Here is a 21,373-nt window from a genome sequence, read left to right as displayed (position 1 = left end):
GGAACCTCCCGGCCGGCCCACGGGCCGGCCGGGAAGGAGCCCGTTCAGCTCCCGTGCAGTGCCTTCTTCAGGGCGTCGATCGCCAGGTGGCGTGCGACGTTGGCGGCGCGGGTGTCGCGGAGGCTGTCCAGGAGCAGGAAGTCGTGGACCATTCCGGCGACCCGGACCGCGGTGACGTCGACGCCCGCCTCGCGGAGCTTGTTCGCGTACTTCTCGCCCTCGTCGCGCAGGACGTCCGCCTCGTCGGTGATGACCAGGGTGGCCGGCAGCCCCTTGAGCTGGTCGAGGCTGGAGCGGAGCGGGGAGGCGTAGTGCTGTTTCCGTTCGGCGGGGTCGGCGGTGTACGCGTCCCAGAACCACTTCATTCCGTCGCGGGTGAGGTAGTAGCCCTCGGCGAACTGCTGGTACGACGGTGTCTCGAAGTCGGCGTCCGTCACCGGGTACAGCAGGACCTGCGCCTTGAGATCGATGCCGTTGTCGCGCTCCTTGTTCATGAGCGCGAACACCGCCGACATGCAGCCGCCGACCGACTCGCCGGTCACCGCGACGCGGGAGGTGTCGAGGCTGTGGTCGGCGCCGTTCTTGAGCACCCACTGGCCCACGGCGTAGTTCTGCTCGACCTGCGTCGGGTACTTCGCCTCCGGTGCCCGGTCGTACACCGGGAAGACGCCCGCGGCGCCCGCACCGACGACCAGCTCGCGGAAGAGCCGGTCGTGCGTCTTGTCGTCGCCGAACACCCAGCCCGCGCCGTGGATGTAGACGACGACCGGCAGCGGACCCGTCGCGCCCTTGGGGCGGATGATGCGGGTCCTGACCGTGCCCCACTCGCCGGCATCGACGTCCACCCACTCCTCGTCGACCTCCGGGCGGGGGACGCCCTCGCCGCTCTGCAGGCCGGCGAGGATGTCGCGGCCCTGTTCCGGCGGTACCTCGTAGATCCGCGGGTGCGGGTCGGTCGCGTCGGCGAGTTCCTTCGCGGCGGGCTCCAGGTAGGGCGTGACGGGCGGGGGAAGCTGCGTCATCAGTGCTCCAGTGCATACGGTGCCCCCAGGTCAGGGCACGGATCCCCCGCTCTTTTCTCCCGTCCCCATGATTCCCGCGAACGACGGCACTGCAAGCCGAAGAGCGCCGGCGGTCTGCCACGGCGCCGACGCCGTTCGCCGTCGTTCCGTGTCGTCAGCATGGATCCGCGCGGACCGGCTGGCGGCGCGGAAGCCGTTCAGCAGGGACGTACGGGCTGGGAGGGCCTTCTCGGAGGGGGCCGGTCCCGCCCTGTTGCATGGGCCACTTGGGATCCTTCCGTGTGTTGTCCGCCTGTGGGCGGGGGAGGTTCGCGACGACGCCCGGGGCAATTCGTTCCCCGGCCGGCGTGGACGGGCAACACGGCCTCCGGGGAGCTGCATTGACACAGGGCGCGGGCACACGGGTCGCGGTGGTCGGCGGCGGGATCGGCGGGCTGGCCGCCGCGCTGTTCCTGGCGCGTCGTGGGCACACGGTCACCGTGCTGGAGCGCGACGGACACCGTCCGGGGCACGGTCTCGACGAGGACTTCTTCGACTGGCGGCGCCCCGGAGTGCCCCAGGCCGTCCAGCCGCACGGACTCCTCGCCCCGGTCCGTACCGTGCTGCGGGCGGAGACCCCCGACGTGTACGACGCGATGCTGCGCATGGGCGCGGGCGAACGCAACGAACTCGAATGGTTCACCGAACCGCCGCCCGCCCGCCCGGGGGACGAGGACCTCGTCACCGTCCAGACGCGGCGCATCGTGCTGGAGACGGCGCTGTATGAAGCCGTACGTCGCGAGCCGGCCGTCGATCTCCGGCTCGGGGAGCCCGCGGAGGGGCTGATCGTGGATGGGCGCGGTGACGTTCCCCGGGTGACAGGGGTGCGGTCGCGGTCCGGGCGCCACGATGCCGATCTGGTGCTCGACGCCTGCGGGCGCCGCTCCCCGGTGCCGGGATGGCTGTCCGCCGCGGGCTGCCGGGAGGTGGTCGTGGAGAACCACCGGATCGGGATCGCGTACTTCTGCCGCTGGTACCGGCTGTCGCCGGACGGGCCGAGGAATCCGGGGCGGGTCAAGGCCGGTTCGGTGGCGGCCTTCGCGGTCGGCGGGGTGTTCCCCTCGGACAACGGCACCTTCGCGGTGTCCCTGACCGTGTCCACGGCCGACCCCACCCGTGGCGCACTCCTGGACCCCGAGGTCTTCGAACGGGTCGCCAGGACGTTCCCCGCCGTGGCCGCCTGGCTGGATCTGCGGCCCGAGGCGATCTCCGGGGTGCTGGCGATGGGCGGTCTCGACAACCGGTGGACCGGGCTGTGCGACGACGCAGGGCCCGTGGTCACGGGGCTGGTCGGGGTCGGTGACGCGGTCACCCACACCAATCCCACGATGGGGCAGGGAGTGGCGCTGGCCCTGTGGGCGGCGCAGTGGGTGGCGGCCCATGCGGGGGAGGCCGCCGGCGACCCGGCGGGGTTCGCGGGCGACTTCCACCGCTGGACCGGGCGGGCGCTGCGGCCGTGGTTCGACGTGCAGGTCGCGATGGACCGGGCCAACGACAGCCGGCTCAGGAACCCGGCCCGGGTGCCGCGGAATCCGCGCACCGAGGAGGCCCGCGCGCAGGCTGCCCTGTCCGCCTGTTCCTGGGACGACCCGGTCGTGATGCGGGCCAGGGCCCGCATCCGTCATCTCGTCCAGCCCGCCGACGAGGCGTACGGAACGGAGGAGGTACGCGCCCGCCTCGCGTGCTGGCTGGCGGAACACCCGGACTTCACCCCCGTGTTCGACGGGCCCGCCCGCGAGGAGTGGGAGTCGGCCGTGCGGGCCGCCGGGCAGCCCCTCTGAGGGAGGGGAGGTTTCGCGCCGCTCCCGGTCCCGACAGCACGGCGGCGCCGGTGCCGGCCATTCGTGGCCGGCACCGGCGCCAGGGCCGTGCGTGATCCGGAGGTCAGACGAGGAGCTTCGTCTTCGCCCGCTGGTACTCGTCCTCCGTGATCGCGCCCTTGTCCTTGAGATCCGCGAGTTTCGACAGGTCCTCGACGTGGCTGGCCTTCGGTGCGCCGTTCGCGTCGGACGTGCCCGCGGCGTCTCTCACGTACGCCTTGAACGCGGCGTCACGTTCCTTCGCTTCCTTCACATCGCGCGTCCCCATGGACTTGCCGCGTGCGATCACGTAGATCAGCACGCCCAGATACGGCAGCACCAGGGCCAGGATCAGCCAGCCCGCCTTGGCCCAGCCGCCGAGGTCGTCACTACGGAAAATGTCCATGATGACCCGGAACAGAAGGAAGAGCCACATGATCCAGAGGAAGAACCAGAGCATGGTCCAGAACAGATTGAGCAGGGGATAGTCGTCCATCGTCCACTCCAGACGCCGCGCCGACATGGCTGAATCTGAAATCAGTCATATCACCGCATTTATCCACTCGCCCGTTGGCGTGGCCCGGGATGGGCCGGGCGGGGGAGGGCGGGGTGCGACGTGGTGTGGCGGGGCGCGCGGTGGCCGCTTCTCCTGTACCCGCTACTGGCAACTTCTCCTGTGCTGGCCGTTTCTTCGGCAGCGGCTACTTCTCCGGTACGGAGACTGGGGCCTCGGCGTCGGGTGTGCCGGTGGCGGGTTCGGCCGGCTCGGCCTGCTGCGGAATCCCGGAGGCGTCCGAGGCGGGCGCGGGCGCGGTCTGCGCCGCGTGCGCGACCGTCGTGGTCTTCCGGATGTGCATCAGGAGTCCTATGAAGCCGGCGAGGAAGCCGCTGGCCAGACCCGATATCGCGTGGTTGACCGCGTTGACCGACTCGCTGTCCGGAAGCCCGATGGCCGCGTAGTTCACCGCCGCGCTCATCAGTGCCCCCATCACGCCGCCGATGAGGCCGCTGACGGCGGCTGCGCGTACGGGAGAGGGCGGGGCGGCCGGGGCCGCCGGGGCGGAGGTGGCGGTGGGGGCAGGAGTGGTGAGCGGTGCGGTCATCGTCGAGGGCCCTCCAGACAGGCTGCGATGGAGACCGGGAGCGGCTCACGGGCGCGGCGGCATGCGCGCTCCAGGGACTGCTCGCACGGGCAGCCCACCGGTCCGGAGGGTGCAGCAGACACCTTGCGGCAGAACACGTGTTCCTCGCAACACCTTCTCGGTTTCAACACTTTGACGTTCCGTCGGGGTGTTCGCGGGGGTGTGAGGTGGTGGCAGGCCAGTGCGAGCGGGCGGGGCGTGGCGGGCGGCCGGTCAGGGGTGCGGGGGCGGAGTGGTCATGCGCGCCTCGAACATGCCGTAGAGTTGTGTTTACCGACGCGGGGTGGAGCAGCTCGGTAGCTCGCTGGGCTCATAACCCAGAGGTCGCAGGTTCAAATCCTGTCCCCGCTACTGAAGAATCAGGCCCGGCATGCATACAGCGTGCCGGGCCTGATTCGTTTGTACGTCGCCGGGCCGTCGGCCCGGCGACCGGCGGGACCCGCACCGCGCACGTACCCCCATTGGCCGACGTGGAGTCGCCCCGCGACCCCGCTCCGGGAAGCCTGGAGGTGGTGCGCGGTACCGTCCGCGGCCGTGGGTGCGCCGGGCAGGAGACCAAACAGGTGGGGAAGCGGGAGAAGCGGCGGAAGGGGCGTGCCGGGAGCGTGCGCGCCCGCCGGTTCGTCCGGGCGCTGCCGGCACTGATGATCATCGGTGGCGTGGCGTTCGACCTCCTCACCCCGCCCGCCTTCACCGCCATCCCGCTGTTCGCGGCGGCCCCGCTGATCGCGGCGCCCTTCTTCTCGCTCGCCAGCACCGTTCGGACCGGCATCGCCGCACTGCTGGCCGTCGCCGGGGTGCGTCTCTACGACGGCCATGTGATCCGGGTCGTGCCCTCCATCGAGATGCTCACCGTCCTCACCGTCTCCGTCCTCGCCGTGGTGATCAACGGCGTCGTGCGGCGCAGTAACGAGCAGCTGGCCTCGGCCCGCGTCATCGCGGAGACCGCGATGCGGGCGGTGCTGCCGACGCCGGCCGAGCGGATCGGCGGACTGCACGTGGCCGCGCGGTACGAGGCGGCCCAGGCGGACGAGTTCGTCGGCGGCGACCTCTTCTCGGTCACGGACACCCCGCACGGGGTGCGGCTGGTGGTCGGGGACGTGCGCGGCAAGGGGCTGGACGCCGTGGAGGCGGTGGCGGTGATCATCGGGGCGTTCCGGGAGGCGGCCGAGCAGGAGGAGACGCTGGAGGGCGTGGCGGAGCGGCTGGAGCGTGCGCTGGCGCGCGAGTCGAGCCGGCGCGGCGGTCTCGACGCGGTCGAGGGGTTCATCACCGCGGCGCTCGCGGAGATCCCGCCGGGTTCGGCCCGGGTGCGGATCGTCAACCGCGGCCACCCCGAGCCGCTGCTGCTGCACACGGACGGGGCGCTGGACGTGCTCGGCCCGTCCGTGCCCGCGCTGCCGCTGGGCATGGACCTGGGGGTGTGGCCGGACCGGGCGGACGAGTGGGAGCTGCCCGCCGGGTCGACGCTCCTCTTCTACACGGACGGCCTCTCCGAGGCCCGTAACACCGAAGGGGTCTTCTACGACCCCGCCGAGCGGCTGCGCGGACGGATCTTCCCGGGGCCCGAGGAACTGCTGTCCGCGCTGACCGACGACGTCCGGCTGCACACGGGTGGCGAGTCGACGGACGACATGGCCCTGCTCGCGGTCCTGCGGCCCGCCGAGGGCCAGCCGGACCGGCGGACGACCGTGAAGATCGTCGGTCTGGGCGACGGCTCCGGCTGAGCGGGTGGCCGCCGGTGCCGGCGGCGGGGGACGGTGCGGGAGGGCTCCGGCCGCGGATACCACTGTCCGTAACTGAAAGACACCCCTCCGCATAACGTTTGACGTAACGTCAGAAAGACGGTATCGCCCGAGAGGCGATCAACTCGCCCGATTCCACCCGGTTGTGTCCCGTAAAGTCCAGGCCAAAGACGTGAACGATCAGTGGGAACGGCTTGGAATCGGACCCGGGTGTCTATTAACGTTCGATAACGCAGCGCGGTTGTCCCTGCCGCCGTCAGTGGCGGCACCGTGCGCGAGCGCCGAATTCCGCAAGGGAACCGGGGAACCACCTACATGGGGTGAATCGGGCATCTCTGTCTCGTTTCGAGGCGGAGGTACTCGTAGGAGACCTTCCTGCTCCGAACCCGTCAGCTAACCCGGTAGGCGAGAAGGAAGGAAAGGAGTGCGCCCCCGTGGCGTCCAACAAGCCTGCCCCAGAATCTCCCTCCCGGTTCGGGTCCGAGTACGGCAATGACTTCGCGACCGGATCCGCTACCGCTTTCGGTACGGAGTACGGGGCCGACTACGCGACCGATTACGGGACCGATCGGGGCAGCGACTTCACCAACGACTTCCGCGCCGACGGCGTCCGCGTCGATACCTTCCGCGCCGACGAGGCCGGGGCCGACCGGGCCTGGGAGGAATGGAATCCCACCGAGGAGTCCGTCCGTCCCGTGCGCGGCAAGCACCGCGTCGCCAAGCAGCGCAATGGTCTGGCCCGCAGCTCCACCGTCCTCGGCGTCGGCGTCATAGCGGCCGTCGGTGCGGGTGGCATGGCCACCGCCCAGAGCAAGCCGCCGGTCTCCATCTCCCTACCCGATGCCATCTCGGACAATCTCCCCGACGCCAAGTCCCTTCCTGGCGTGGGCGCACTGTTCGCGGGCGGGACCGAGTCCGCGGCGGACAAGGCCGACGCCGCGATCGCCGCCGCCCCGCTGACGTCCGCCGGCATCACCACCGCCGAGGCCGAGCAGGGCACCACCGACGCGGGCGAGGCGCTCCGCGCCCGCATCCTCCAGCAGGCCGAGCAGCAGCAGGACTCCGCCGACGCCGAGGTCAAGGCGGCCGAGGAGAAGGCCGCGGCGGAGAAGGCGGCCGCCGAGGCGAAGAAGCAGCAGGACGCCGCCGAGGCCAAGATCGCCGCCGAGAAGAAGAAGGCGGCCGAGGAGGCGAAGAAGAAGGCGGAGGCCCTGCGGCTCGCCAAGCTCGCCGCCAGCTACGCCATCCCCACCTCGTCGTACACGATCACCTCGACCTTCGGCGAGGCCGGATCGATGTGGTCCTCCGGCTACCACACGGGCCTCGACTTCGCGGCGCCCACCGGTACGCCGATCAAGGCGATCCACAGCGGCACGGTCAAGTCGGCCGGCTACTCCGGTTCCTACGGCTACCGCACGGTCCTGGAGCTGGAGGACGGCACCGAGCTGTGGTTCTGCCACCAGTCCTCGATGGACGTCAGCATCGGCCAGAAGGTCACCACCGGCGACACCATCGGACGCGTCGGCGCGACCGGCAACGTGACCGGCCCGCACCTCCACCTCGAGGTCCACACCCCGGACGGCACCGGCATCGACCCGATGGCCTGGCTGCGTGCCCGTGGTCTGACGGTCTGAGACCGTTCACCTCCGCCGGTCCTCCGGCCGGACGATGAAACCCCGGCAGCCCTGACGCTCACCCCCCGACGTCAGGGCTGCCGGTCCGTCTCCACGGCGTTCATCCATGTACCTGTACCGGGCATGGAATAGCGGAGCCGGTGGAGCGGGTTGTTCCACCCATGACTTCTCTTCGCACACTCGGTTCCTCCAGCCTTCAGGTCTTCCCGCTCGCCCTCGGGGGCAACGTCTTCGGCTGGACCGCCGACGAGGCGCAGTCCTTCGCCGTCCTCGACGCGTACGCGGCGGCCGGCGGCAACTTCATCGACACCGCCGACTCCTACTCGGCCTGGGTCCCCGGCAACGAGGGCGGCGAGTCGGAGACCCTCATCGGCAAGTGGCTCGCCGCGCGCGGCAACCGCTCCGACATCGTCGTGGCCACCAAGGTCGGCGCCCACCCCTCGTACAAGGGGCTCTCCGCCACCACGATCAAGGCCGCCGCCGAGGAGTCGCTGCGCCGGCTCGGCACCGACCACATCGACCTCTACTACACGCACTTCGACGACGAGACCGTCCCGGTCGAGGAGATCATCACCGCGCTCGACCAGCTGGTGAAGGACGGAAAGGTCCGCGAGATCGCCGCCTCCAACATCAGCCCGGAGCGGCTCCGCGCCTCGCTGGAGTTCTCCGAGCGCGAGGGACTCGCCCGGTACGTGGCCCTGCAGCCGCACTACAACCTCGTCTCCCGCGACACCTACGAGGGTGAGCTCCAGGACACCGCGGCCGCCGCCGGGCTCGCCGCCGTCCCGTACTTCGCCCTCGCCTCCGGATTCCTCACCGGCAAGTACCGTCCGGGCACCTCCGTCGACAGCGCCCGCGCGGGCAGTGCGGCCACGCACCTGGAGTCGGAGCGCGGGCAGAAGGTGCTCGCCGCGCTCGACACGGTGGCGCAGCAGCGGGACGCGGAGATCGCGACCGTGGCGCTGGCGTGGCTGGCCGCCCGGCCGACCGTCGCCGCGCCGATCGCGTCGGCCCGTACGGTCGAGCAGCTTCCCGCGCTGGTGGCCGTCGCCGAACTGCGGCTGACGGACCAGGAGCTCGCGCTCCTCACCGAGGCTTCCGCCTAGTCCGGCTGCCCGGTCCGGACGTCTGGCCCGGCTGCCAGGTCCGGACGTCTAGCCCGGCTGCCCGGGCCCGTTCGGTCCGTCCGACGGGCCGTGCGGCGGGTCGTACGGTGCGGGGCCCGCGTACGGCGGTGCGCTGTACGGCTGCTGCCCGGCGTAGGTCTGTCCTGCGTAGGTCTGCCCGCCATGGGGCCGGCCGGCGTACGGATACGCGGGGTGCGGGTACTGCGGGTACTGGGCGTACGGGGCCGGTCCGGTCCGGGGGTGGTGCGAGCCGTACGCCCCGTACCCCTGGGGCCGGTACGGCTGGGGCGCCGCGGGTATGAAGCGGGGGCGCAGCCGGCCCGTGGCCTGTGCCGCGTACGCCAGGGCCGGGCCCGCGGTCTCCCTGCGCTGCCACAGGTGGTGCAGCAGCTCCACCTCACGTACGCCGAAGTCCGGGCCCGCCGTGCCGCGGCGGGCCTGCCGGCGCAGAAAGGCCAGCGAGGTCGCGAACGACTCGTACTCGGCGACCGCGCGGGCCGCCTCCTTGCCCCGGGCCTTCGCCGCCTTCCGCACCGCGGCCGGTAGCTGCGCCCGGGCGTGCACATGGTGAGGAGCGGCGTGGTGAGGAGCGGCGTGGTGCGGGACGACGTGTGCGTGGTGAGCGGCGTGCGCGGGGGTGTGTGCCGCGGCCGTCGCCTCCGCCGCGGCGCGTTGCCGCGCGACGTCCCTGGCCATGCCGCGGGCCCGCATGGAGGACAGGGCGAGAGGTTCGGCGGGGGACAGCCAGCCGGCCGCGGCGTAGGCCGGCAGTTCGATGCCGAGGGTGCGCAGTCCGCGCTGCCGGGACCAGACCGCCAGCCAGGTCATCAGCCCGAAGACCGGCACCATGAACGCCCCGTACACGGCGTAGAAGCCGTACGGGCCGAACGACGACGAACCGTTCCACAGGGCGTGCATGCCCATCGCGAGGAGCAGGCCCAGCGGCGGGAGCGCGATGCGGCGGAGGCGCTGGTGGCGCGCGCTGCTCGCGGCGATCCCGAAACCGATGCCGGTCAGCACCGTGAAGAGCGGATGCGCGAACGGCGACATCACCGCCCGTACGAAGAACGTCGCCACGGTCACCGAGGCGAAACCGGAGCCCATCTGCTGGTCCTCGCCGAAGGCGTTGCCCAGGTAGAGGATGTTCTCGGTGAAGGCGAAACCCGTCGCGGTGAAGCCGGCGACGACCACGCCGTCGACGATTCCGCCGAAGTCCCGTCTTCGGAAGAGGAAGAGCAACAGCACGGCGGCCGCCTTGGCGCTCTCCTCCACGACGGGCGCTATGACCGTGGCGCCCAGGGTGTCGGCGTTACCCGGATCGGCCGTGGCGGTGGCGATCCACTGCGTCGCGAAGGAGTTCGCGAGGATCGCGACCAGGGCGGCCGCACAGGCACCCCAGGCGAAGGCGAACGTCATGTTCCGCCAGGGGCCCGGCTCGACCCGGTCCAGCCAGCGGAAGGCCGTCATCAGCACCGGGACGGGCAGCACGGCCAGCCCCAGACCGACGAGGAACCCCTGCGTCCCGGTCTGGTCGCGCACCAGGGCCAGGATCACCAGACCGCAGAGCGCCAGCACGGTGAAGACGGCGACGACGCGAAGTGTCCTGCTCCGCCACAGCACGCCGACGCGGCGCGGGTGGTAGCGCCACTGACCGCGGTCCGGCACGGCAGCCAGGATCTCGCCGACCCGCTGCTCCTCGAGCAACGGGACGGCCGGCTGTGACTGCTGCTGCTGGACAGACCCGTCGGACACCCCACGACCCTAACGAGCAGGACTGACAACGGCCATGGCGTGTGGGTGCCCCCGGCCGGAAGAGGGCGCACGCACGGTGTGACGGGACGGCAGGGGAGGCGGGCCGGCCCGCCCGCCGTCAGCAGCGGGCGAAGAGCAGGTCGTGCACGACGTGGCCCTTGTCCAGGCCCTGTCCCTCGAACCGGGTCAGCGGCCGGAACGCGGGCCGGGGTGCGTAGCCGCCGTCCGCGGCCGTGTTCTCGAAGCGGGGGTGCGCGGTCAGCACCTCCAGCATCTGCTCGGCGTACGGCTCCCAGTCGGTCGCGCAGTGCAGGACCGCTCCGGGCCTCAGCCGCTGCGCCGCCAGGTCCAGGAACTCCGGCTGGATCAGGCGGCGCTTGTGGTGGCGCGACTTGGGCCAGGGGTCGGGGAAGTACACGCGCAGCCCGTCCAGGGTGTCCGGCTCCAGCATCTCCCGCAGCAGGATGATCGCGTCCCCGTTGGCGACCCGGATGTTGGACAGGCCGTTCCGGTCCGCGAGACCGAGCAGGTTGCCCTGGCCCGGGGTGTGCACGTCGACGGCGAGGATGCCGGTGCCCGGGTCGTCGGCGCCCATCTGTGCGGTGGCCTCACCCATGCCGAAGCCGATCTCCAGGACCACCGGGAGGCCGTCGAACAGCTCGGGCAGATCGATGACGCGCAGCCCGTCGATGTCCAGGCCCCACTTCGGCCAGAGCCGCTCCAGGGCGTCCTGCTGGCCGGGGGTGACCCGGCTGCGGCGCGGCTGGAAACTGCGGATCCGGCGCTCGTGGTGCGAACCGGCCGGATCGGCCGCGGGGCCGCCCGGGAAGCGGGGTTCCTGGCGCAGCCTGCGCGCACGGTCCAGGGCCGCGGCGCGCAGCTCGTCCGGGATCCCGGCGGTGGCGTGCGGTGGGGTGGGGGGCGTCCCGGTGGGGAGCGTGCTGTCCGTCTCGGCAGCGGCGTCGCCGGGCGTCGCGGGGGAGGGGTTCAAGGGCTCAGACACAATGCCCTGATTCTACGGCGGGAGGCTTCCACCCCGTGCCCTGTGCCCGGAGCAGCGCCCTGCGTGCCACCTCCCGCCCGATGGGCAGCGCGGCCGTGGCGGCGGGCGACGGGGCGTTCAGCACGTGCACGGTGTGCGGGGCCTCCCGGATCAGGAAGTCGTCCACCAGGGTGCCGTCCCGCAGCACGGCCTGGGCCCTGACCCCGGCCGGGGAGGGGCGCAGGTCGTCCTCGGTCACCTCGGGCAGCAGCCGTCGCACGGCCGTCGTGAAGGCGTGCTTCGACAGCGAGCGGTGTACCTCGCCCGCCCCGTACCGCCAGTGTCTGCGCGCTATCCGCCAGGAGCCCGGCCAGCTCAGCGTGGAGAACAGCTCGCGCGGCCGGACGACCGGCCAGCCATAGCCCTCACGGGCCAGCGCGGGCACCGCGTTCGGACCGACGTGGACGCCGCCGTCGTGACCGCGGGTCAGGTGCACCCCGAGGAACGGGAACGCCGGATCGGGCACCGGATAGACCAGGCCGCGCACCAGACCGGGCCGGGTCAGCTCGTAGTACTCCCCCCGGAAGGGCACGATGCGCATCCCGGGATCGTCGCCCGCCAGCCGCGCCACCCGGTCGCTGTGCAGCCCCGCGCAGTTGACCAGCACCCGGGCCCGCACCACCAGGCCGTCCGCCGTCCGCACCGCCACGCCCCACGGGCGCCGGTCGATCGCGGTGACCTCCGCGCCGAACCGGATCAGTCCGCCGGCTTCCCGCACCTCGGCGGCGAAGCGCTCGGTGACCGCGCCGAAGTCGCACACCCCCGTCGTGCCCACCCGGATCGCGGCGAGGCCGCGCACATGCGGCTCGTACTCCGCGATCTGGGCGGGTCCGAGCTCGCGCACCGGCAGTCCGTGCTCCCGGCCGCGCTGGACCAGGGCGTGCAGCCGGGGCAGCTCGGAGCGCCCGGTCGCGACGATCAGTTTGCCGGTCACCGCGTGCGCGATGCCGTGCTCGCGGCAGAATTCGACCATCTCGGCCGAGCCGCGCAGCGCGTACCGCGCCTTCAGGGAGCCCGGCGGGTAGTAGATGCCGCTGTGGATCACCCCGCTGTTGCGCCCCGTCTGGTGGCGCGCGGGGCCCCACTCCTTCTCCAGCACGGTCACCCTCGTGCCCGGTGCGGTCCGCGTGATCGCATACGCGGCCGACAGGCCGACGATCCCGCCGCCGATCACCAGCACATCGCAGTCGTACGCCGCGTGCGTCATCATCACGCCACCTCCCACCCCGATAGTGCACTGACCCACTGACAACGCGCTCAAACCAGTGCGGGCACAGCGTGGCGGATCCCGGCCACGACACGGCCACGTCCCGGTCCCGGCCCGGCGGGGCCCGGCCGGGGCCTCGTCCTCCGGCTACGCGGGCGCGACGAGCAGCGGCCTGGCGCGCTCCCGCAGCTCGACGACGCGCGGCTCGTCCCCGTAGGGCTCCAGCCGGTGCAGCAGGTCGCGCACGTACTCGGTGGTCCGGGCCGACGAGATGCGGCCGGCCACCTCCACGGCCCGGGTACCCGCCGCGCACGCCGCGTCCAGGTTCCCCGACTCCAGCTCGGCGACGGCCGACACGACGAGCCGCAGCCCGTGCGAGCGGACGAACTCCTCGGTGGGCCGGGACAGCGCCTGCTCGGTGAAGCGCCGCACCTGCCGCGGCGCCTTCAGGTCGAGGTGGCACTCGGCGGCGTCGGCCGCGAACCGGTCGTACGAGTAGAAGCCCAGCCACGACGGGTCCGCGTCGCCGTCCCGCGAGCGCTCCAGCCACCCCTCGGCGGCCTTCAGCGCGGCTCCGGCGGCCGGTGCGTCGTTGGCCTTGGCGTGGGCCCGCGCTTCCACCAGGCGGAAGAAGCTCATGGTGCGGGCCGTCGCGAGGCCGCGGTTGCGCTCGACCGCCGCCTGGGCGAGGTCGACGCCCTCGTCGGCGAAGCCGCGGTAGGTCGCCTGCAGCGACATGGACGCGAGGACATAGCCGCCGAGCGGCACGTCGGCGGCGGCCCGGGCCAGGCGCAGCGCCTGGATGTAGTAGCGCTGGGCGGCTTCCTGCTGGCCGGTGTCGAAGGCCATCCACCCGGCGAGTCTGGTCAGTTCGGCCGCCGCGCCGAAGAGCGCCCGGCCGACCTCGTCGCTGTACGAACCGAGCAGCAGCGGTGCCGCGTCGACGCGTAAGCACTCCGGGACCATGGACGAACGCCAGTCCCCGCCGCCGTACTTGGAGTCCCAGCGGCGCGCGTCCTGGGCGGCCTCGCGCAGCTTGGACACGTCGCTGTGGCCGACCCGCAGCGACGAGATGTCGTGGGCGGACTCCGGTCCCGGCTGGACGGGGATCGACAGTCCGTGCCCGGGAACCGCTGCCGTGCCGGGCCCGGCGGGCGCGGACGGCCCGGTCGCCGCCGTGGGACCCGAAGTGTCCGGTACGAGCGCGGAGCCCGACGGGTTCCGCTGCCCCGGTGCACCGGGCGATCCGGATGATCCCGGGGGTCCGGACGGGAGCAGGATTCCCGGAGCGCCCGATGTCCGTTGCGCCCCCGACGCGCCCCGTGCGCCCTGCGTGCCGTACCGCTGGGGGTCCGCCACCTCAGCCGCCGTCGAGGCACGGGCCACCGACGGGTCGGCAGGGGATATCAGCCAGCGGGACGCGGGGGTCGCGTACGCGCTCACGGAGAACGAACCCGCCAGCGACTGCCAGATCCCGCCGCTGCCGGCCCGCCGTCCGGCCAGATCCAGCCGGTACAGCTCGGTCGCCGAACGGACCGCCTCGCCCACATCGCGCGGAAACGCCAGCCCGACCTCCGGCGCCGGGTCGGCGTCGGCCAGGCCGATCTCGTGCAGGGGGACCGGGCGGCCGAGCTTGGCCCCGATCGCCGCGGCGATGAGATGCGGCGCGGCGCCCTGCGGCACCATGCCCTTGGAGACCCACCGGGCCACCGAGGTCTTGTCGTACCGAAGTGTCAGTCCGCGCTGCGCCCCGAGGTCGTTGACCCGCCGGGCGAGCCCGGCGTTGCTGATTCCCGCGAGGGCGAGAACGGTTCCGAGCTTCTCGTTCGGTCCGCGTTGCTCCCTGGACATGCGCCACCCCTCGACACACAGACGGCAGCCGCGTCACCGTGGAGGCGCGCGGCATTCGTACCGTGTTCTCCCCAGGGACGAACCCCGGCACTCCGGCCGCACACGCATTTGGCCGAGCCCCGAGGAATATGCCGCCCTGCTGAGAACATCAGTAAACCCAGCGTAGTTCGCCGCATCCCTACCGTTAAGGGGCAGACGTCCGTATGGCGGGATTGTTGTCCGTCCCCGGCCACGCGCGGCGAACAGCGGGGAGCCGGAGCGGGCGAGGGGCCCGCGGGGCGGGTGGGGTGAGCGGGAGGCGGAGGATGCGCGAAGGAGCGGGGGAGGAAACGCGGAGGAAGAGCGGGGGAAGAGCGGAGGCCCGGGGGAGACTCCGCCGGACCTGCCCCGGCCGGCCCGGGGAGATCGCCGGAGCGGGCCGCGCCCGGCCGTGCGGCGCCCGGCCCGGTGCCGGTGCGCGGGGCGGTGCGGAGGGTGCGCGGACCGTACGGTTCCGGGTCCCGCCCGCCCGTCGACCTGCCAGGACCCGGGTGCCGGGGGCTGTCCCGGCGCCCGGTCCGCACGGCCCCGGCGGCCCCCTCCGCGGTCCCCTTCCGAGGTGTCTCCGCGTGCTCCTGGCGTGTGGCCGTGCGCCCGGCCGTGCGCTCTGGCCCGGCCACCACGGCAGCGCTTGCATGGATGCTGCGTGGGTCGGCCCGCTGCACTGGACTCGGCGGGCTGGGGGAATACCGCTGCCTCATTCCCCGCAGGCGGCGGACCGGTCCGGGGGGCGGACTGCGCCTCCCGGACCGTGCGACGAGCCCGCGCGGGCCGTCCGCCGGGCCGGGCCGCGGGGCGCTGACCGGGGCGCCGCCCGAGACCTGTCACGGCTCGGAGCCCGCGCACCGATCACTCGGCAGGGGCCCGGCAGCGGCTCGGGCACAGCCGCGCAGCGGTCCGGAACAAACCGGTGCGAACAATGATGAATTCGGCCGCGAAGACCAGGTCGATCGGTTCCCGCGGCTCCTGAGATTGGCCGGATGTCGCCGGTCGGGTGCGGTTGGGCCGACGGATCCGCGGACATCCCGGCGGTCGTCCGGACGGGTGGCCGGCCATGGCCGGATCGGGGCCGTTCGGCCCGGGCGCGTACGGGGAAGGCAACGCGCGGAATGCAACGCTCCGTTGACGCCGGGGCCGACGCGCGCGGGCCGTACGCCGAACGCCGGGTCCGGCGGCTGCTCTCCGGCCTTTGCCAGGGGCGCATGCGCTCGCGACGTGCGCCGTCCGTAGCCCCTCCTGCACGCCGTTGTCGTGGCAGCATGTCCGCAACGGCGCCACGCGTTACCGGAGTTCTCCCGATACCGCCCTGCTGCGCCGATTTGTCCACAGCCTGTGGAGGCGGCGATGCGTTGGTTGGTGGGCTGGAGCAGTATCGCCGCGAGCTTCGGCACGGTCGGAGCGGTCGGCGGCAGTGACGAGGGGCGCACGATGCACCCCGTGGGTTCCCAACTCCTGTGGGGGGACCCGGATCCGCTGTGGGCGGTCGGCGACTGGCGCCCCGACGAGATCCGCACCGTCCGGGTGGACACCGCCGAGGGCACCCCGACCGCCCGGCTCGCCGTACTCGGCTGCTGCGGCGCCACCGACGAGCAGCTGCGCATCGGGCTGCTCGCCGCCCGCGGTGGCGCGCTGCGCCACCTCACCGCGTGGACGGGCAGCTACACGGCCGTCGTGCAGATAGGGCGACGGATCACCGTGACCGGGGACCTCGCCGGTGCCCGCCCGGTCTTCTACACGCCCTGGGCCGGCGGCACGGCGTACGCCACCGCCGCGCTCCCCCTCGCCGACCTCATCGAGGCCCAGCTGGACATCGGCCACCTCGCCGCCCTGCTCGCCTGCCCCGAGACCCCGGAGGCGCTGCGCGACGGCACCCCGTACACGGGAGTGAAGCGCATCCCGCCCGGGCACGCGCTGATCCTCCGCGAGGGTTCGCGGGAGATCACGGGGTACGAGGCGGTGGCCTCCCTCGCTGTGGCCGCACCCGAACTCGACCCGGTGAGCGCCGTCGACGGGGTGCGCGACGCCCTGGTCGACGCGGTGCGCGCCCGGCTCCTGGCCCCGCGCCACGCCCCGGAGACCCTGCCGCCCGACCCCGGCCCGGTGCCCGGCATGGGCCCGGCCGAACGCCGCGCCGCCCGCGGCGCACCCGTCCCCGGCATCGGCTCCGACCTCTCCGGGGGCAGCGCGTCGGCGACCCTCGCCCTGCTCGCCGCCGGCCTGCCCGGTCTGCCCGGCACGCTCCTGGGCCACGGCACGGGAGCGGGGGAGCGGCTGCTCGCCGTCACCTTCAACGACCTGACGACGCGCGCCCACGAGGACGAACTCGAACGGGCCCGCGTCATCGCCGCCAATCCGAGGCTCCACCACGTCGTGGTCGCCGCCGGCGAGGAGGCCCTGCCGTACGCCGATCTGGAGAACGGCCCGCTCACCGACGAGCCGGCCCCCTCCCTCGTCCTCGTCGAACGACACCGCCGCCGGCTCTCCGCGGGCAGCGCCGACCACTTCGTCGGCGACGGTGCCCGGCAGGTGCTCGACGCCCATCCGGCGCGCCTCGCCGATCTGCTGATCGACCGCAGACGGCGCCATCTGGTCCGCCCGGTCGCCGCGCTCGCCAAGGCCGAAGGGCCCTCCGCGCACTCCCTGTTCGTGCCGCTGACCGTCTACCGGGCGGCCCGCCGGCTGGCCCGTACGTCCTACCGCACCGGTCTCGAAACGGCGGCCGGCCGGCTGACCGACGCCAACCGCCTCACCCCCGACCTCGACACCCCCGCCGACGCCTCGCTCGCCGCACTGGCCTGGTCCCGGCCGGGTCCGGCCGCCCGGTGGCTGACCGGGGAGGCGCTGGCTGAAGTATCGGTTCGTCTCCAGGAGGCGGCAATCCGCCCCACGTCCGTCCAGCGCCCCGGCGAGGCCCGGGCCAGGGCCTCGCTGGCCCGGCAGGCCGCCGACCACCGGATCCTGGAGCAGGCCGCCGAGATCCGCAGCCAGCGGCTGCACGCGCCCTTCCTGGACAACCAGGTGGTACGCGCCGCCCGTGCGCTCCCCGAGTCCCTGCGCGTCCAGCCGGGCGCCCGGGCGGCGATCCTGCGCCGGGTCCTGGCGGGCACCGGCATCCACGATCTGCCACCCGGCTGGGGCACCCCGTCCCAGGCCACCTCGACCGCCGTCACGCGCACCGGCCTGCGCGCCTCGCTGCCCGAACTGATCGCCCTCTTCGACGCCCCGCTGCTCGCCGACGCGGGCCTGGTCGAGGCCCGCGTCGTCCGCAAGGCCCTGCGCGCGGCCTCCGAGGGGGAGCCCCTCCCCCTGGACGGCCTGGCCGACCTCGCCTCCACGGAGCTGTGGCTGCGCCGCCTCGTCTCGCGCCGCGGCACCTGCTGGACGGGCACGGCGGCACCGCGCCAGCGCGCGGTCGCCGGCGGGGTGGCTCCGGCCCGGCGGTCGCTGCAGGGGTGACCCGCGCGGCCCGTGCACCGAGGCCGTGATCCGGGGCCCGCATCCGATGCCGGCCGTGCCCGCGGCCCGGTGACCGCGCCCGGTACAGGCGTTCGGTGACCGTTGTCCGAGGGGCGGGACACAATGGCAGAGTGCGGTATCTGATCCTGGGCGTCACGGAGGCGCGAGACGAGAGCGGCGACGCGCTGTCCCTCGGCGGTACGCGGCTGCGCGCCCTGCTCGCGGCCCTCGCCCTGCGCCCGGGCCGCCCGGTGCCGGTCACCGACCTCGTGGACGACGTCTGGGCCGACGAACCCCCGGCCGACGCCCCCGCCGCGCTCCAGGCCCTCGTCGGGCGGCTGCGCCGCGTGCTCGGGAAGGACGCGCTGGCCAGCACCCCGGGCGGCTACCGCCTCGTCGCCGGTCGGGACGACGTCGACCTGTACGTGTTCGAGCGGCTCGCCCGGCAGGGCACGGCCGAGCTGGAGGCCGGCGCCCCGGCCGAGGCCGCGCGTACGCTGCGCGAGGCGCTCGCCCTCTGGCGCGGTCCCGCGCTCGCCGACCTGCCCGACGGGGACCGGGGCCACGCCCTGAGACCGGAGGCCCACCGGCTGGCCGCCCGCGAGCGCCGGATCGAGGCCGACCTGCGCTGGGCGGCAGCGACCGGGAGGCCCCCGGCCGACGCCGACAGCGACACCAGCACCGCCCCCGACCCCGCCGCCCTCGTCGCAGAGCTGACGGAGCTGACCGCCGCCCATCCGTACGACGAGCGCTTCCGGGCCCAGCTCATCCGCGCCCTGCGCGCCGACGGCAGACAGGCCGACGCCCTCGCGGCGTACGAGGACGCGCGCCGCACCCTCGCCGACGGCCTCGGCACCGACCCCGGGCCCGAACTGACCACGCTCCACCAGGAGCTCCTCAGCCCCGCGCCCACCGCGCCCGTCCCGCCCGCTCCGGACGGCGCACCGCCGGCGGCGCGCGGCAACCTCCGCCCCCGGCTCACCTCGTTCGTCGGACGCGAGCCCGAACTGCACGCCATCCGCGACGAGCTGACCCGGTCCCGCCTGGTCACCCTCACCGGCCCCGGCGGCTCGGGGAAGACCCGCCTCGCCGAGGAGTCCGCGGCCCACGAGAACCGCACCGCCGCCGCCCCGCGCGAGATCTGGCTCGCCGAACTCGCCCCGGTGGAGGACCCCGACGCCGTCCCCGGAGCCGTACTCTCCGCGCTCGGGCTGCGCGAGACGGCCCTGCTGCGGGACAGCACCCACGACGGTCCGCTGCCGCGCACCGACCCGGTCGACCTGCTCGTCGACCATCTCGCGCACGGCTCCCGGTCCCGGCCCGTCCTCCTCATCCTCGACAACTGCGAGCACGTCATCGACGCGGCCGCCGCACTGGCCGAGACGCTGCTGACCCGCTGCCCCGAGCTGCGCGTCCTCGCCACCAGCCGCGAACCGCTCGGCGTCCCCGGCGAGTCCGTCCGGCCGGTCGACCCGCTCCCCGCCGACCCCGCCCTGCGTCTCTTCACCGAACGGGCCCGGGCCGTACGCCCCGGATTCGACCCCGAACACGAGCCGGCGCACGATCCCGAGGCCGTCGCTGAGATCTGCCGCCGGCTGGACGGGCTGCCGCTCGCGATCGAACTGGCCGCCGCCCGGCTGCGGCTGCTCGGACCGCGCCAGATCGCCGACCGGCTCGACGACCGCTTCCGCCTGCTGACGGGTGGCAGCCGGACCGTGCTGCCCCGCCAGCAGACCCTGCAGGCCGTCGTCGACTGGTCCTGGGACCTGCTCGACGAGGATGAACGCACCGCGCTGCGCCAGGTCTCCGTCTTCGCGGGCGGCTGGGATCTGGCCGCCGCCGAAGCCGTCGTCGGCGCACCGGCGGAAACCGGCGGCACCGTCCTGGCCGACACCGCGGACCTGATCGGCGCCCTCGTCGACAAGTCCCTGGTCGTCGCGTCCCCGGCGGGGGACGGCACGATGCGCTACCGCCTCCTGGAGACCATCCATGAGTACGCCGCCGAGCGCTGCGCCGAGACGCCGGACATACGGACCGCCGCCGGCCGCGCCCACACCGCGTACTTCACCGCACTCGTCGAGCAGGCTGAACCCCTCCTGCGCTCCAGTGAACAACTGCCGTGGATCCAGCACCTGGAGACGGACCTCGACAACATCAGGGCCGCCCTCCAGCGCACCACCACCGCCGGCCCTACCGGCGAACCGGACGCGGCGCGCCTGGTGCTGGGCATGGCCTGGTTCTGGTGGCTGCGCAACTACCGCCCCGAGGGCCACGCCTGGGCCGACCGGACCCTGGCCCTCGGCCCCGAAACCGCGGACCCCGCGGACCCCCGCTACTGGCCCCGGATGAACCTGCACATGGTGCGGTTCTTCCTCATGATGGACAGCCGGCCCGCCGACCGGGACGAGGAGGGCCCGGACGACCAGCAGGTCCAGGAGGTCATGAGCCGCGTCGCCGAGGCGTTCGCCGAATCCGGGCCGCAGGGCGCCCGGTTCCCCGGACTGCTCTGGCCGATGACCTCGTTCCTCACCTGGACCACGGCCGACGTGCGGCGGAAGATCGACGTGGCCGTCGACAACGCCCGTGTCCACGGTGGCCCGTGGGAGTACGGCGTCGCCCTGATGTTCCGTACGCACATGGTCGTCGACATGCCCGGCGGCATGCCCGGCGTCGACGAGGACCTCGCCGAACTGCGCGTCCTGAGCCGCCGCGTCGGCGACCGCTGGATGCGCGCCCAGGTCGCGAGCGCGGCGGCCGAGGCGGGCATGATGCGCGGACGGTACGAGGAGGCGCGCGCCGACTACGAGGAGGCGCTGCTGCTCGCCCGCGAGGTGGGGGCCCATGCCGAGGCCCCGTTCCTGCTGGCCCGGCTCGCCGAACTCGCCTACCGCACCGGCGACCTGGCCGCCGCCGAGGAGGGCCTGGACCGCTCGGAGACCGAGGCGGAACGGCACCGGACGCACGACGCGACTTCGTACGTCCACTACCTGCGGGCCCTCATGGCGCTCGACCGGGGCGATGCGGTGACCGCCCGCCGGCAGCTCACGTCCGCCCAGGAGGCGAACGGGCGCGGCGGCCCGGCCTCGCACTTCACCGTCATCCAGGAAGGCCTCTCGGCCCGGATCGCGATACACGAGGCCGGGCCCGCGGGCGGCCCGGCCGTCGGGGTGCGAGGGCTGACGGCCGCCCTGGTCCTGGCGAAGGAGGCGCAGTGCGCCGAGAACGTCACGGGGTATCTGGCGGACAGCGCGGGAGTCGCGCTGCCGAGGATCGGCCGGCACGCGGAAGCCGTACGGATCCTCGCCGCCGCCGACACCTGGCGGCTCTCCGGGCCCAGGTCCGCCATGGAGCAGTCCGAGGTGGACGCCGCCGAGCGGCTGGCCCGCAAGGAACTGGGCGAACTGCGGTACGAGGAGGAGCACGCCGCGGGCCGCGAGCTGAGCCTCGATGACGTCACCGCGCTGATGGAGAGCGTCACCGCGGACCTCCCGTGAGCCGGAGGAGCACGGTGGGAGGCG

Annotated in this window: 13 protein-coding genes, 1 tRNA gene and 1 riboswitch; of the genes, 7 read left to right on the top strand and 7 right to left on the bottom strand. The window is 73.5% G+C overall.

Annotation, left to right across the window (positions count from 1 at the left end; translation table 11 throughout):
- Positions 1-44: 44 nt before the first annotated feature.
- Positions 45-1,022, bottom strand: a complete 978-nt coding sequence (locus OG521_19050) for an alpha/beta hydrolase (protein WUW22781.1) — start codon at positions 1,020-1,022, stop codon at positions 45-47.
- A 380-nt stretch (positions 1,023-1,402) separates the two neighbouring features.
- Between OG521_19050 and OG521_19045 the strand changes: the two genes are divergently transcribed.
- Positions 1,403-2,842, top strand: a complete 1,440-nt coding sequence (locus OG521_19045; GenBank protein ID WUW22780.1) for an FAD-dependent oxidoreductase — start codon at positions 1,403-1,405, stop codon at positions 2,840-2,842.
- 103 nt (positions 2,843-2,945) lie between these two features.
- Here the strand turns inward: OG521_19045 and OG521_19040 are convergent, their stop codons facing one another.
- Positions 2,946-3,356, bottom strand: coding sequence for an SHOCT domain-containing protein (locus OG521_19040; GenBank protein ID WUW22779.1), 411 nt, complete (start codon positions 3,354-3,356; stop codon positions 2,946-2,948).
- A gap of 205 nt (positions 3,357-3,561) precedes the next feature.
- Positions 3,562-3,963 (bottom strand): hypothetical protein, encoded by a 402-nt coding sequence (locus OG521_19035; GenBank protein WUW22778.1) that lies wholly within the window; start codon positions 3,961-3,963, stop codon positions 3,562-3,564.
- A gap of 316 nt (positions 3,964-4,279) precedes the next feature.
- Between OG521_19035 and OG521_19030 the strand changes: the two genes are divergently transcribed.
- The 4 genes from OG521_19030 (at position 4,280) to OG521_19015 (ending at position 8,487) form a co-directional block, all read left to right on the top strand.
- Positions 4,280-4,353: transfer RNA gene (locus OG521_19030), tRNA-Met, on the top strand.
- Positions 4,354-4,514: 161 nt separating this feature from the next.
- A complete protein-coding gene (locus OG521_19025) occupies positions 4,515-5,729 on the top strand; it encodes a serine/threonine-protein phosphatase (protein ID WUW22777.1) in 1,215 nt (404 codons plus the stop codon).
- A gap of 287 nt (positions 5,730-6,016) precedes the next feature.
- Positions 6,017-6,170, top strand: a riboswitch (cyclic di-AMP (ydaO/yuaA leader).
- 11 nt (positions 6,171-6,181) lie between these two features.
- A complete protein-coding gene (locus tag OG521_19020) occupies positions 6,182-7,381 on the top strand; it encodes a M23 family metallopeptidase (protein ID WUW22776.1) in 1,200 nt (399 codons plus the stop codon).
- A gap of 161 nt (positions 7,382-7,542) precedes the next feature.
- Positions 7,543-8,487: an aldo/keto reductase gene (locus tag OG521_19015; protein ID WUW22775.1), complete on the top strand. Its 945-nt coding sequence runs from the start codon at positions 7,543-7,545 to the stop codon at positions 8,485-8,487.
- 48 nt (positions 8,488-8,535) lie between these two features.
- Here OG521_19015 and OG521_19010 read toward each other — a convergent pair whose 3' ends face one another.
- From OG521_19010 to OG521_18995, 4 genes are all read right to left on the bottom strand, one after another.
- On the bottom strand, positions 8,536-10,260 hold the full coding sequence (locus tag OG521_19010) for a PrsW family glutamic-type intramembrane protease (protein ID WUW22774.1): 1,725 nt from the start codon (positions 10,258-10,260) through the stop codon (positions 8,536-8,538).
- A 118-nt stretch (positions 10,261-10,378) separates the two neighbouring features.
- Positions 10,379-11,263: a tRNA (guanosine(46)-N7)-methyltransferase TrmB gene (gene trmB, locus OG521_19005; GenBank protein ID WUW22773.1), complete on the bottom strand. Its 885-nt coding sequence runs from the start codon at positions 11,261-11,263 to the stop codon at positions 10,379-10,381.
- Positions 11,256-12,512 (bottom strand): L-2-hydroxyglutarate oxidase, encoded by a 1,257-nt coding sequence (gene lhgO / locus OG521_19000; protein ID WUW22772.1) that lies wholly within the window; start codon positions 12,510-12,512, stop codon positions 11,256-11,258. Before lhgO ends, trmB begins: the two co-directional genes overlap by 8 nt.
- Positions 12,513-12,656: 144 nt before the next feature.
- Positions 12,657-14,360 carry a sporulation protein gene (locus OG521_18995; protein ID WUW22771.1) on the bottom strand — a complete coding sequence of 568 codons (1,704 nt, stop codon included), beginning with the start codon at positions 14,358-14,360 and terminating at the stop codon, positions 12,657-12,659.
- A 1,383-nt stretch (positions 14,361-15,743) separates the two neighbouring features.
- On the opposite strand from OG521_18995, the gene OG521_18990 reads away from it, so the two are divergent.
- Both OG521_18990 and OG521_18985 read left to right on the top strand, forming a co-directional pair.
- A complete protein-coding gene (locus OG521_18990; GenBank protein WUW22770.1) occupies positions 15,744-17,855 on the top strand; it encodes an asparagine synthase-related protein in 2,112 nt (703 codons plus the stop codon).
- Positions 17,856-17,986: 131 nt separating this feature from the next.
- Positions 17,987-21,349 carry an AAA family ATPase gene (locus OG521_18985; GenBank protein WUW22769.1) on the top strand — a complete coding sequence of 1,121 codons (3,363 nt, stop codon included), beginning with the start codon at positions 17,987-17,989 and terminating at the stop codon, positions 21,347-21,349.
- Positions 21,350-21,373: the final 24 nt, after the last annotated feature.

The sequence above is a fragment of the Streptomyces sp. NBC_01463 genome (assembly GCA_036227345.1).
Lineage (GTDB): Bacteria > Actinomycetota > Actinomycetes > Streptomycetales > Streptomycetaceae > Streptomyces.
Note: the sequence above shows the minus strand (reverse complement) of the source record. Positions and strands in the feature narration are given on the sequence as shown.